Source organism: Micromonospora sp. IBHARD004, assembly GCF_052814115.1.
On sequence record NZ_CP199934.1, the window covers coordinates 4,244,384 to 4,257,605 of the forward strand.

The window sequence follows — 13,222 nt, forward strand, 5'->3', positions numbered from 1 at the left end:
CGGGGCGGCCGGACCGCGGTGGAGGCCGGCGGCCCGGCGCGGCCTCAGCCGCCGACGTGGATGCCGGGACGGCGGATGGGGTCGGGCTCGGACTTGCGGATGATCTCCCGGACCACCGGCGGGGTGTCGCCGCGGCCGAGGATCAGGTAGCGCAGCAGGTGCGCGATCGGGTTCCCCTCCGACCACTCGAAGTGGGCGTGCGGGCGGACCCCGGTGCCGTCGCGCAGCGCCAGCAAGATCGCCGCGATCGCGTTCGGCGCGGCCGGACTGCCGGCCCGCAGCACCCGGTACCCGTCGACCTCCACCCCGTGCACCCGCAGCACCTGGCTGAACTCGGACGGGTCGACCACGTCGATCTCGAGGAAGAGCACGTCGGCCGCGCCGGGCACGGGGTTCATCGCGCGCTGCGTCCGCTCCTTGACCCGGTACTCCTTCACCGAGCCGCTCTGCCGCTTGTTGGCGATCAGGTGCAGCCGGCCGTCGTGGGTCAGCGAGTCGGCGATGAACCGCCGGGCAGCCTCGTCGAACTCGATCCGCTCGGCCCGCAGCTCGGTGGTCCGGGTGACCCGCGAGATCAGCGAGACGGCGACGATGCCGGCGATGAACATGCCGGAGATGGTGATGCCGTCCGGCTTCTCGATCACGTTCTCGGTGAGGGCGTAGAGCAGCACCAGGGTCAGCACCGTGAAGCCGGCCCCGGCGAACGGGTGCCGCGCCCGGTACGCGGAGATGGTCACCGCGATCGCGCCGGAGACCATCATCGCCAGGATCCCGGTCGCGTACGCGCCGGCCTGGGCGTCGACGTCGGCCCGGAACGCGACGGTGATGGCGATGCTGATCAGCGTGTAGACGAGGACCACGGGCCGGACCGCCCGGGCCCACTCCGGCGCCATGCCGTAGGAGGGCAGGTAGCGGGGCACGATGTTGATCAGTCCGGCCATCGCCGAGGCGCCGGCGAACCAGAGGATCAGCACGCTGCTGATGTCGTAGACGGTGCCGAACGCCTCGCCCAGGTGCTCGTGGGCCAGGAACGCCAGCGCCCGCCCGTTGGCCGCGCCGCCGGGCTGGAACTCCTCCGCCGGGATCAGCACGGTGGTGACGAAGGTGGTCGCGATCAGGTAGACCGACATGATCAGCGCCGCGGTGGTGAGCAGCTTGCGGGTGTTCCGGATCCGGGCCTCCAGCCGCTGCCGCGGGTCGGCGCCTTCGCCCTTGACCAGCGGCATCATGCTGACCCCGGTCTCGAAGCCGGAGAGCCCCAGCACCAGCAGCGGGAACGCCAGCACGGCCGGCCCGACCAGGTCGCCCAGGCCGGTGCCCCGGGCGGTGAGGGCGCCGGTCCAGCCGCTGAGCACCGCCGGGTCGGCGGCCACCTCGGCCAGACCGACGACCACGATCACCGCGTTGAGCCCGAGGAAGACCGCCACCAGCGGGATGGCGACCTGCACCGCCTCGCTGAAACCCATCAGGAAGACGCCGCCGAGGATGAGCAGCAGCACCACGGTCACCGCGACCGCGGCCGTGGCGCCGTGCGGGAAGGACGCCGGCAGGATCGGGTTCTCCAGCAGGTGCACGGTGGCGTCGGCGGCGGAGAGCGTGATCGTGATGATCCACGAGGTGGCCACGAAGCCGAGCAGCACCAGCACGAAGACCTTGCCCCGCCAGAACGGCAGCAGCCGCTCCAGCATGGCCACCGAGCCCTGCCCGTGCGGGCTCTCCCGGGCCACCCGCCGGTACATCGGCAGCATCCCGAACAGGGTCAGCGCCACGATCAGCAGGGTGGCCAGCGGGGAGAGCGCACCGGCCGCCAACGCGGCGATGCCGGGCAGGTAGGAGAGGGTGGAGAAGTAGTCCACGCCGGTCAGGCACATCACCTGCCACCAGGGGTGCGCCTTCGCCTCCGGCTCCCGGGCCTCCGGGCCGACCGGCTGCACCCGGTGCTGGAACAGCCACCGGCTCAGTCGGCTGGCCGGCTCGGCCGGCCGGACCGGGGTCTCCACGCACTCCGGGACGCCCAGCGGCCCACGACCGACCCGCTCGCCGCGCTCCGGCTCGCGTCCCGCGCGCGGCGCGCGGCCTGACCGCGCCTGGTCGCGCCGCCCCCGCGTACGCCGGGGCTGCGCCCCGCGTTGCCCGTCCGACATCTGCACCCCTTCAGGCCCTGACCCGACCGTAGGCGGTACCCACGGCGTCACCCGTCGGCGGTACCCACGGCGTCACCCGTCGAACCCGGCAAGCCGGGAAGATCACCAGGGCGCGAGGGATCGTACGGCCGGGGGCGGCGCCCGCCGGTCAGCCGGCCACCGGGGTGCGCAGGGCGCGAAGCAGCCCGTCGGGGTCGGCGACGGTCACCGTCACCGCCGGGTGGCGCAGCCACCGGCCGGGCGCGAGGGCGGGGACCGGGCTGGCGAAGCGGACGCAGACGCCCGCCGTGGTGCCGGTGCCGAAGGCGACGCCACGGTCGGCCAGCGAGAGGCGCGGCCCCACCGCCCGCCACCAGCGGTACGGCCCGCTGGGCTCCACCCCGGTGACGTTGCGCCGGTCGGTCCGCAGCCGCCACGGACCGAACCGGACCGTCAGCGTCTCGGCGTCCACCTCGACGACGGCGGTCCCGGGCCGGACCCCGAGCAGGGCGAGGGGCAGCCGGAACGGCGGGTCGAAGCGGAACCCGAACTGGCGTCGCGGTCCGCCGATCGGTTCGGTCGGGGGTCGACCCGGTTCGCTGCTCGCCATGGACCGGGCGTACCCGGTGCGCGACGGACGACACCGTCCCACCGCCCGCTCCCCCGGCCGACCGCGGCCGACCGGACGACAGCGCGACGCGGGGCCGGCCGACACCCCCCGGGCCGGCCGGCCCCGCACCCCGGCTCAGCCGACCAGCGCGAGCCGGTCGGTGAGCCAGGCGACCCGGTCGTCGCGGACCCGCGTACCGCCCAGGTCGTGCTCCTCGTGGGGGTAGAGCGACACCCGGGCCCCGGGCGCGGCGGCGGCGAAGGCCGCCCGGGTCTCCGGGCCGACGAACCGGTCCTCGGCCGCGAACTGCAGGTACGCCCCGGCGCCGAGCGCCCGACGGCACGCTGCGGCTGACGCCGCTGCCGCACGCCGGCCCGGTCGGGCCGTTCGCCGCCCTGGTCACCGGGGCGCTCGCCCGGGCCGCGGTGGCCGGCGGCGCCGACCGGTTCGGGGTCTGCGCGGCCGATCCCTGCCGGGCCCCGTACCTCGACCGGACCCGGGCCGGCCGGCAGCGGTACTGCTGCGAGCTGTGCAACAACCGGGCCGCCGCGGTGGCGTACCGCAGCCGGATCCGGCGGCCCTGACCCGTCAGGTGAGGGCGGCGGTCCAGGCCGCCACGTGCGCGTCGAGGTAGGCGGCGGTGTCCCGCCAGTAGGCGCCGTCCTCGGCGTGGATGCGCGCCCAGGGCTGGACGCCGTCCCGGGCGCCCCGCTGGAGCAGGTCGCACATCGCCCGGGCGCGCCGGCCCAGCAGCCCGGCCAGCGCCGGACGGTCCGCCCCGGCCAGGCCGTAACCGTCCACGAAGACCCGCAGTCGCCGCGCCGACTCCCGCACGGGCCGGTCCGGCCGCATCCCGGCCATGCTCTGCGCCGCGTACGCCAGCTCCCACAGCCGGGTGCCCGGCCCGGCGGAGTCCCAGTCGATCAGCACCCAGCCGCGCGGCGAGCGGACCAGGTTCCACGGCGCCGCGTCGTGGTGGCAGACCAGCTCCTCGCCGTCGGGCGGGATGACCCGCTGCCACACCGCCGCCGCCGGGGGCACGAAACCGGCCGTGGCGCGGTGCAGCTCGGCCAGGAGGGCCCCGATCGACGCCAGCTCGGCCGGGGCGTACGTGCCGGCGGGGTCGCCGGGCTCCCCCGGGACGTACTCCAGCACCTGGCGGCCCCGGGCGTCCCGGCCGAGCGGCCGCGGCGCGCCGGGGAAGCCGACCTCGTGCAGGTGGTGCAGCAGCGCGTCGACGCTCTCGGTCCACGGGCCGACCGGCCGCCGGACGGTGTCCCCGACGCGGACCACCCCCGCGGTGACGTTGCCCCTCAGCGACAGCTCGACCCCCGTCATCCGCCCATCCTCGCACCGGGCCCTCGGACGACGACGTCCCCGCGTCCCACCGCGACGGCGGAACGCGGGGACCCCCCGTCGCGGCTACTGCAGGAACGCCCCGAGGGGCGAGAGCAGCAGCCGGCCGAGCAGCGCGGCGTTGTCGTCCAACCGCGTCCGCTCACACTCGCGGGCCTCCGGATCGTGCCGGCAGCGCCAGATCTTCTGCGCGTTGCGCCAGGCGACGTTCCGGGTGTACTCCACCAGTTCGCCCTGGTACCAGTCGTCGATGTCGCCGTTCACCATGTCGATCATGAGCTGCCAGTGGTCCAGGTAGCCCCGGCGCAGCTCGGGGATCCGCTCGGCGAAGATCTTGTTGATCTCCAGGTAGTCGTGGTGCTGGTCGCTGTCGTCGATTGGCTCGGACTCCAGGCTCTCCAGGGTGGTCACCAGCGCGAACGGCAGGTCGAAGTTGATGTGCGCGTTCACCCCGGCCGCCGCCGACGGCAACGGCCGCGCGTCCGGGCCGCGCAGCCGCTGGAACAGACAGGCCCAGGCCTTCGGCGTGCTCGGGCTGGACTCCGTCCAGAACCGCAGCGCGTCGAAGTAGCGCGCGGCGAACTCGACGTCCAGCCGGGCCAGGAAGGCCGGGTCGGCGAAGCGGTCGTCGTAGAGGCCGTCCAGCACGCTGGTGGTGATGGTCAGGTAGAGCTTGTTGAAGTCCGCGAGGGGACAGCTCGCCTCCAACGGCGGCAGCCGGACCAGCATGTCCTGCAGCTTCGTCAGGTGGTCGACGACCGCCGGCACGTCGGCCGGGTGGTCGGCGAGCAGCCCGACGATGTCCTGGTGCACTGGACCCCAGACCGGTTCGGTCATCTCTCCTCCACTGTGGCCGATCACCCCCGTGCCGCCGGTGACGTGGGACAGCCTTCCAGCCCCGCCGGTCGGCGGAATCAGTAGAACGACGTATGTCGGGTGGCCGGTCCTACGACTGTTCGCCGCGGTTGCGCAGGAGGATCGCGCTCGCCTGAACCCGGGTCCGCACCTGGAGCTTGTCGAAGATGTGCGAGACGTGCACCCCGATGGTCCGCTCGCTGATGAACAGCCGCTGGCCGATCTCCTTGTTGGTCAGCCCCTCGGCGACCGCGGCAAGCACCTCCCGTTCCCGGGCGGTCAGCACGGCCAGCTCGTCGACCGTCGACTCGGCGGGCGGCGCCGCGGCGGGCCGGCGGGGGGCCGGCACCGGCGGGCCACCGGCGGGCGCCGGGCGCTCCTCCAGCGTCACCCGGGCCCGGCCGGCCAAGATACGGATCTCCGAGCTCAACGGCAACGCGCCGAGGCCCTGCGCCACCTGGTACGCCTGGCGCAGCAGCTTGCCGGCGGTCGCCACCCGGCTGCGCCGGGCCAGCAGCGCCTCGGCCTGCCGCAGCCGAGAGTAAGCCGCCGGGTACGGGTGGTTCCGGCGGTCCCACTCGACCGCCGACCGGGCCCACAACTCCGGGTCGCCCCGGCCGTCGAGCCGGCTCAGCTCCGCCGCGCAGAGCGCGAGGAAGCCGTCGACGATGTAGCGCACCGGGCGGCCGGCGTGCTCGCTCTTGCGGGCCACCCGGTCGACCACCTCGCGCAGCCGGCGGACCGCCGTCTCGTCCACCGCGATGGTGCGGCTGGCGTGCGCCTCCGCCTCCGCCCGCAGGCCGTGCCAGGCCAGCGTGGCCAGCACGATGACGTCGTCGGAGCGGCTCTCGGTCAGGCCACGTTGGACGGCCTGCCGGGCCAGGTCGTGCCGCCCCTGCCACATCGCCAGCCCGGCGCGCAGGATCAGCATCGGCAGCACGTGCCGGGCGCCGCCGCCGGCCAGCACGGTGGCCACCGCCTCCAGGTCCCGGTCGGACGCCTCGATGTCGCCGTACCCGACGGAGAGCCGGCAGCGGGCCAGCAGCAGCTCGACCGCGTCCGCGCCGGACGGGCGGTGCCGCAGCGCCGCGGCGACCACCTTCTCCGCCTCCGACCACTGCCCCACCCGGAACAGGCCGTTGGTGGCGATGGCCAGCAGCCGGGTCTCCCAGGTGCGGCCCAGCCCCAGCTCGGCGACCCGCTCCGCGCCCCGGCGGGCCACCACCACGCCCTCCTCGAGGATGTTCAGCGGGCCGGTCAGCAGCTCCGCCAGGTGCAGGTACGCGCAGGCGACGTCCTCCGGCCGGCCGGACCGCTCGGCGATCTCCACCGCCTCCCGCATCACCGCCAGCCCCGCGTCGGGATCCTCCAGGAAGGCGTCGCTGAAGCCGAGCGCGGCGCTGGCCAGCACCACCTCCGAGGTGGAGCCCTCGACCGCGGCGGCGAGCTGCAACGCCTCCCGGGCCTGCACGCCGGCCTCCGCGTACCGGCCGAGGTGCAGCAGCAGCTCGGCCAGGTGGGCGGCGGCCGTGGCCCGCTCCCGCGCGGTGCAGTCGGCGGCCTCGAGCGCCCCGCGGTACTCCGCCTCCGCCGGCGCGGACCGGCCGGCGGCGGCCAGGTAGCGGGCCCGCCGGATGTGCAGGGCGCAGGCCGGCGGGCCGGCCGGATCCCGGGCCAGCTCCTCCAGCAGGGCCAGCGCCCGGGCGTGCTCGCCGCAGTGGTGCGCCGCCTCGGCGGCGTGTTCCAGCAGCTCGGCGCGGTCGACCTCGACCGGGGTGGCCCGGCCCGGGTCCGGCGGAACGGCGGCCGGCGCGTCGGCCAGCTGCAGCGCCGCCGACCAGTGCCGGTGCGCCTCGGCGTAACCGTGCAGCCGTTCGGCCTCCCGGGCGGCGGCCATCGCGGCCGGCAACGCGCGGGCCGGCTCGCCGGCCAGCCGCCAGTGGTGCGCCAGCCGGGCCTGGTGCAGCTCGGCCGTGGCCGAGGTCAGCGCCTCGGCGTAGCGCCGGTGCAGGGCGGACCGCTCGGCGGGCAGCAGCTCGTGCGCCAGCACCTCCGCGACCAGCCGGTGCCGCAGCCGGTAGCCCTCGTCGTCGCCGACCAGCAGCCGGTGCGCCACCGCGGCCCGGACCGCCTCGATCAGCTCCTCCTCCGGCAGCCGGACAACCTGGGCCAGCAGCCAGTGTTCGACCGGCTCGACACCGGCGGCGACCGCGTGCACCACCGCGTGGGCGTGCTGCGGCAGGGCGTCGACCCGGGCCAGGAAGATCTCCCGGAGGGTGTCGGAGAGCCCGTCGCGGCCCTCGCGCAGGTCCCGGGCGAGCTCCTCGGCCACGAACGGGTTGCCGCCGCTGCGCTGCCAGACCAGCTCGGCCGCCTCCGGGGCCAGCGGCCGGCCGACGACGGCCGCGGCCAGCCGGTCGGTGTCCGCCCGGTCCAGCGGCGCCAGGTCGACCACCTGGACCGACCGCAGCCGGCGCAGCTCGGTGAGGACGCGGCGCAACGGGTGGGCGCCCTGCAGCGCCTCCGCCCGGATCGCGGCGAGCACCGACAGTTGCAGGTCACCGAGGCCGGCGAGCAGGTAGAGCAGGAGCTGACGGGTGCTCCGGTCGACCCACTGGAGGTCGTCCAGCACGATGACCAGCGGGCGACCGCCGGCCACCAGGTGCAGGCCGCGGGCGACCCGCTCCAGCAGCGCGCCGGCGCCGTCCGGCCCCGGGGTCTCGTCGTCGAACACCTGCAGCAGGCCGCGCACCGCCGAGGAGGTGCGGGCCTGGGCGGCGGTCAGCTCCGTGTCGAAGCGGCGCAGCGCCTGTCGCAGCGGGTGCAGCGGGGAGGCGTCCCCGATGTCGAGGCAGGTGCCGGTCAGCACCAGGGCACCCGCGTCCCGCAGCCGGGCACTGACCTCAGCCAGCAGGCGGGTCTTGCCCACCCCGCTCTCGCCGGTGAGGAAGACCGCCGCGGTGTGCCCCTGCGCGACGTCGTCGAGCAGCGCCGACCGCAGCGCCGCGAGCTGGTCGGCACGGCCGACGAGCGGTGCGGTGTCCACATCGCTGGCCATGGCTCGCAGCCTAATCACAGACTCCCGAACCGTTCTACGGGCTCAGTGCCCTTGTGGTACTCCTCGCGTCGACATTGCGACTAAAGGTTGCGGGTGGCCGACATACGTCGTTCTGCCGATCCCCCGAGAACCCGGTGGTGTAAGTCTCCGAAGGTCGTCAGGCACCGGAGCGGGGGGAAAGGTGGGTGCGATGCCAATGTCCACGACGGTGGGACGTCGGAATGTCGTCAGCTCGACACGATGGCCGGTGCCGGAGGAGAGACGCACGGTCAGCGTGCTCTTCGCCGACATCGTCGGGTCGACCGGCCTGACCGAACGGCTCGACCCGGAGGACGTGCGGGCCCTGCAGCGCGCGTACTTCGACACCGTGGCCGGGGTGCTGCGCCGGTGGAACGGCGTGGTGGAGAAGTACATCGGCGACGCGGTCATGGCGCTCTTCGGCGCGCACGCCTCCGACGGCTTCGACGCGTACCGGGCGGTGCGGGCCGGGCTGGAGATCCAGCGGGCCGTCGACCGGCGGGTGCCGGCCGGCATCCGGCTGCGGGTCCGGGTCGGGGTGGCCACCGGCGAGGTCCTGGTGGACCTCGCCGCCACCCGCGACGGCGGTCACGGCACGGCCAGCGGCGCGGTGATCACCACCGCGGCCCGCCTGCAGGAGTACGCCCCGCCGGGCGCCGTCGTGGTCTGCGCCGCCACCCAGCGGGCCACCGTCGGCCTGGTGGAGCAGCGGCCGCTGGCCTGCATGACGGTCGCCGGCAAGGCGCTGCCGCTGGACGTCTGGCGGGTCACCGGGACGAGCCGGCCGCGTCCCACCCCGCACCACGGCTCGCTGGTCGGCCGGCGCCGGGAGCTGGCCACCGCGGGCGACGAGATCGCCCGGGCGGTCCGGGACCGTCGGCCCGGCTGGATCTCGCTGGCCGGCCCGGCCGGCAGCGGGCGCAGCCGGCTGCTGCACGAGCTGGCCCGGACGGTGTCGACGGTGGACGGAGCGCCGGTGCGCTGGTGCGTCGCGCACTGCCCGCCGTACGCCGAGGGGGCCTTGGCGCCGCTGGCCGACATGGTCCGCGGGTTCGCCGGCGTCCGCGACACCGATCTGCCGCCGACCGCACGAAGGCGGCTGGCCACGGCGCTCGACGGGCTGCTCCCACCGGCCCGGCTGGGTCCGGCGGCGCACGCGCTGGCGGAGCTGCTCGCCGCGCCGGAGGACGCCGGTGCCGCGGGCCGGGGCGCCGAGGTCTGGCGGCAGGTCCTGCTGGAGCTGGCCGCCGGGCAGCCGGTGGTGGTCGCGGTGGACGACCTGGACCGGGCGGCGCCGGCGATGAACCGCTTCCTGCACCGGCTCTTCGCCGCGGCGACCGAGCGGAGCCTGCCGCTGGCGGTGGTCGCCACCCACGACGCCGGCTGGGCGGACGTGCTGCCCGGCGCCGGCGAGCGGCGTCGCCGGGTGCCGCTGCCCCCGCTCGGCACGGTCGACACCGGACGGTTGCTGCGGCACCTGCTCGGCCGGGCCGGCCGACCGGCCGCGCTGGCCCGGGACCTGCTGCCGTTGGTCGGCGGCAACCCGGCCGTCGCCGCGGCCTACGTGCGGGCGCTCGACGAGGAAGGCGGCCGCGCGCCGGCCGGGCGGGTGCCCGACCCGGTACGCCGGATCGTCGACGCCCGGCTGGACCGGCTGGACGGCGACCACCGGGCGGTGCTGATGGCCGGCGCGGAGCTCGGCGCGCGCTTCGCGGCCGGCACAGTCGAGCGGCTGCTCGGCTGGGCGCCGGGCCGGGCCGAGCCGGTGCTGCGGGAGCTGGCGGCGGGCGGCCTGCTGCGGCGGCCTGCCCGCGGCGGGTACGCGGTCGCCGAGCCGGCGGTGGCCCGGGTGGCGCAGCACCGGCTGCCCCGCGCGGTCCGGGCGGAGTTCGCCCGGCGGGCCGGGGCCCCGCTCGCCGCGGCCTGCACGGTCGGCGCCGGGACCCGCCCGGACCACGTCCCCGGGACCGCACGCCCGAACGGCGTCCCCGCTACCGCGCGCCCGGACCACGTCCCCGGTGCCGCACGCACGGACGCTGTCGTCGGTAGCGGGCGCCCGGCCGGCTGCGCCGATTCCGCGCGCCCAACCAAAGGCGCCTGGCAGCGGAGGCACCCGGCCGAGGTGACGCCCCGACGGACAGCCGCCGGCGCCGACTCCCGGTCCGCGCCGCGAGACCGGTCCGGCTCCGGATCGGTCACCCGGAACGGGTCCGGGCCGGACTGGGCGGGGGCCGCTCCGGCCGGCGCGGCCGGGGGACGCGCCGGGTTCGCCCCGCCCGTCCCGGTCCGCCGGCGCCGGCGCCGGTGGGGATCGTCCACCCCGGACCCGGTCCGAGCGCCGGGCGGCGGGACCCCGCCCGGGCCGGCGACCGTCGGCCCACCGGCGGCGCGGCGGGGCTCAGTCGCCCCGCTCGGAAACGTGGCGTCCTCCGCACCGGCCGGATCCCCGGTCAGGCTGGCCGACACCCCGGCCCGACGCCGTCGGACCGGCTCCACCGCGGCCGGACCGATCGCACTCGCCGCCGCCTGATCAGCGGCGGAGGCAGGTGAGCCCGGGCGTCGGAGCGCCCAGGACGGAGGTACCGGCCCACGCCAACAGAGCTGCCCGCGTCGACAGCGCACCCGGCGCCGGCGGGCCGGACCGGCGGAGCGGGTCAGCGGTCGGCGAGGAACGCCAGCGCGCGTTCCCAGGTGTGTCCGGCGGCCACCGGGTCGTGGTCGGGCACGTCCGGGTCGGTGTAGAGGTGCCCGGGCCCCGGGTAGCGGTACACCGACAGGTCCGCGCCGGCGGTGGTCATCGCCCGCTGCCACTCGTCCACCTCGTGCTGCGGTTCGTACTCGTCCGGGTCGGCGAGGTGCAGCTGCACCGGCAGCCCCGGGCGGACCGCCTCGGGCGCGCCCGCGGTGCCGTGCAGCAGGAGCAGGGCCGCCGCGGCGGGCCGCTCGGCGAGCAGCGCCCCGGCCACGCCGGCGCCCATCGAGAAGCCGGCGAGCACCGTCTCCGCCGGCAGGTCCGCCGCCGCGGCCCGGGCCCGGTCGAGCACCACGTCCCGGCCGACCTTGTCGAGCAGGGCGAAGCCCTCCGCCACGGTCTCCGCAGCCGGCAGGCCGTACAAATCGGGGGTGACCACGCGGTGCCCGGCGGCGCGCAACCGGTCGGCGGCGGCGAGCACCGCGGGGCGCAGCCCGTAGACGGAATGGAAGAGCAGGATCTGTCCCATCCGGCCATCGTGCCGCAGCTCCCTGACAGCGCGGCCACGCCGGGCCGACAGCCCGACGCCGGCCGCTCAGCCCGGCTCGGCGCGGGACGCCAGGGTCCGGCTGCGGCCGCGGAACTCGGCGACCACCTCGTCGTCCCGCCAGACGGTGACGTCGTAGATGCCGCTGCGGCCGTACCGGGTGCGTTCGGTGGCCCGGGCCTCCAGCAGGTCACCCTCGCGGACCGGACGGACGAAGCTGATCTCGCCGCCGGCGGCGACGGTCACCGGCCCGTGGCTGTTGCAGGCCAGCGCGAACGCGGTGTCGGCCAGCAGGAAGACGAAGCCGCCGTGGCCGATGGCGTGGCCGTTGAGCATGGCCGCGGTGACGCGCATCCGGGCCACGGCCGCGCCGTCGGCGGCGGAGACCAGCTCGATGCCGAGCCCCTTGGAGGCCACGTCGGCGTCGAACATCTCGTGCGCCGCCGTACGACCGTCACGCTCCCCCATCTCAGCGCCCCCGCCGCTGGTCCACGATCCGGCGCATCTTGCCCATCGACCGTTCCACCCCGTCCGGCTCGATCACCTGCACCGCGACGCTGACCCCGATGGTGTTCTTGACCTGCTCCACCAGCGCCGCCCCGGCCCGCGTGGCCTCGTCGGCGGACACCCCGACCCGCCGCTCCACCTTGACGGTGAGCGTGTCCATCCGGCCCTGCCGGTCCAGCACGCACTGGAAGTGCGGCGACAGCGCCGGGGTACGCAGGATCAGCTCCTCGATCTGGGTGGGGAAGACGTTCACCCCGCGCACGATCATCATGTCGTCGGTCCGCCCGGTGATCTTCTCGATCCGGCGCATCGTCCGGGCCGTGCCGGGCAGCAGCCGGGTGAGGTCCCGGGTGCGGTAGCGGACCACCGGCATGGCCTCCTTGGTCAGCGAGGTGAGCACCAGCTCGCCCTGCTCGCCGTCGGGCAGCACCGCACCGGTGACCGGGTCGATGATCTCCGGGTAGAAGTGGTCCTCCCAGAGGTGCAGGCCGTCCTTGGTCTCCACGCACTCGACGGCCACCCCGGGGCCCATCACCTCGGAGAGCCCGTAGATGTCCACCGCGTGCATGTCGAGCCGCTGCTCCATCTCCCGGCGCATGTCCTCGGTCCACGGCTCGGCGCCGAAGATGCCGACCCGCAGCGAGGTGGACTTCGGGTCGACGCCCTGGCGTTCCATCTCGTCCACGATGGCCAGCATGTAGCTGGGGGTGACCATGATGACGTCCGGCTCGAAGTCGCGGATCAGCATGACCTGTCGCTCGGTCATGCCCCCGGAGACCGGGATGACCGTGCAGCCCAGCTCCTCGGCGCCGTAGTGAGCGCCGAGCCCGCCGGTGAACAGGCCGTAGCCGTACGCCACGTGCACCCGGTCGCCGGGCCGGCCGCCGGCGGCCCGGATGGACCGGGCCATCAGGCGGGCCCAGGTGGCCAGGTCGTCCCTGGTGTAGCCGACGACGGTGGGCCGGCCGGTGGTGCCGGACGAGGCGTGCAGCCGGGCGATCCGCTCCCGGGGCACGGCGAACATGCCGAACGGGTAGTTCTCCCGCAGGTCGGCCTTGCCGGTGAACGGGAAGCGGCCCAGGTCGCCCAGCTCCCGGCAGTCGTCGGGGTGGACGCCCGCCGCCTCGAAGGCGCGGCGGTAGTGCGGCACGTTGTCGTACGCGTGCCGCAGCGACCGGCGCAGCCGGTCGAGTTGCAGCGCCCGCAGCTCGTCGACGCCGGCCCGTTCCACGGGCTCCAGCTCCTCCGGACGAGGGGTGCGGTCCTGCACGGCTGCCTCCTGCGCGACGGTGTCCCGACGCCGCGCGGCGCCGGGCGATGCTGCGTACCGTACGCCCGTACCGGGTTGTCGTGCCAGGTCACGGCGTGGGCCTGGCACGGGAGCGGCGGCGGGCCCGGGAGCGGCGTGCGGAGCCGGGCCCAGAGGGCGAGCGGCGCCGGGGTCAGCGGGCGGCGG

General features: G+C 76.0%; 10 protein-coding genes. 2 read left to right on the forward strand and 8 right to left on the reverse strand.

Annotation, left to right across the window (positions count from 1 at the left end; all coding sequences use genetic code 11):
* Positions 1-44: 44 nt before the first annotated feature.
* On the reverse strand, positions 45-2,144 hold the full coding sequence (locus tag ACTWO6_RS20765; RefSeq protein WP_446215482.1) for an amino acid transporter: 2,100 nt from the start codon (positions 2,142-2,144) through the stop codon (positions 45-47).
* Between the two features lie 148 nt (positions 2,145-2,292).
* Complete coding sequence (locus ACTWO6_RS20770; RefSeq protein ID WP_446215483.1) at positions 2,293-2,733, reverse strand: hypothetical protein; 441 nt, start codon at positions 2,731-2,733, stop codon at positions 2,293-2,295.
* Positions 2,734-3,158: 425 nt separating this feature from the next.
* Between ACTWO6_RS20770 and ACTWO6_RS20775 the strand changes: the two genes are divergently transcribed.
* Complete coding sequence (locus tag ACTWO6_RS20775) at positions 3,159-3,317, forward strand: CGNR zinc finger domain-containing protein (protein WP_446215484.1); 159 nt, start codon at positions 3,159-3,161, stop codon at positions 3,315-3,317.
* Between the two features lie 4 nt (positions 3,318-3,321).
* Here the strand turns inward: ACTWO6_RS20775 and ACTWO6_RS20780 are convergent, their stop codons facing one another.
* The 3 genes from ACTWO6_RS20780 to ACTWO6_RS20790 all read right to left on the reverse strand — a co-directional run bounded on the left by ACTWO6_RS20780 (position 3,322) and on the right by ACTWO6_RS20790 (position 8,002).
* Positions 3,322-4,071: a phosphotransferase enzyme family protein gene (locus tag ACTWO6_RS20780; RefSeq protein WP_446215485.1), complete on the reverse strand. Its 750-nt coding sequence runs from the start codon at positions 4,069-4,071 to the stop codon at positions 3,322-3,324.
* A gap of 84 nt (positions 4,072-4,155) precedes the next feature.
* Positions 4,156-4,926, reverse strand: coding sequence for a DUF5995 family protein (locus tag ACTWO6_RS20785; RefSeq protein ID WP_446215486.1), 771 nt, complete (start codon positions 4,924-4,926; stop codon positions 4,156-4,158).
* Between the two features lie 109 nt (positions 4,927-5,035).
* A complete protein-coding gene (locus ACTWO6_RS20790) occupies positions 5,036-8,002 on the reverse strand; it encodes an ATP-binding protein (protein ID WP_446215487.1) in 2,967 nt (988 codons plus the stop codon).
* Positions 8,003-8,249: 247 nt separating this feature from the next.
* Between ACTWO6_RS20790 and ACTWO6_RS20795 the strand changes: the two genes are divergently transcribed.
* On the forward strand, positions 8,250-10,550 hold the full coding sequence (locus tag ACTWO6_RS20795; RefSeq protein ID WP_446215488.1) for an AAA family ATPase: 2,301 nt from the start codon (positions 8,250-8,252) through the stop codon (positions 10,548-10,550).
* 124 nt (positions 10,551-10,674) lie between these two features.
* Here the strand turns inward: ACTWO6_RS20795 and ACTWO6_RS20800 are convergent, their stop codons facing one another.
* The 3 genes from ACTWO6_RS20800 to paaK form a co-directional block, all read right to left on the reverse strand.
* Positions 10,675-11,241, reverse strand: coding sequence for a dienelactone hydrolase family protein (locus tag ACTWO6_RS20800; protein ID WP_446215489.1), 567 nt, complete (start codon positions 11,239-11,241; stop codon positions 10,675-10,677).
* A 66-nt stretch (positions 11,242-11,307) separates the two neighbouring features.
* Positions 11,308-11,727: a hydroxyphenylacetyl-CoA thioesterase PaaI gene (paaI, locus tag ACTWO6_RS20805; protein ID WP_446215490.1), complete on the reverse strand. Its 420-nt coding sequence runs from the start codon at positions 11,725-11,727 to the stop codon at positions 11,308-11,310.
* A gap of 1 nt (position 11,728) precedes the next feature.
* Positions 11,729-13,036, reverse strand: coding sequence for a phenylacetate--CoA ligase PaaK (paaK, locus tag ACTWO6_RS20810; protein ID WP_446215491.1), 1,308 nt, complete (start codon positions 13,034-13,036; stop codon positions 11,729-11,731).
* Positions 13,037-13,222 lie beyond the last annotated feature (186 nt).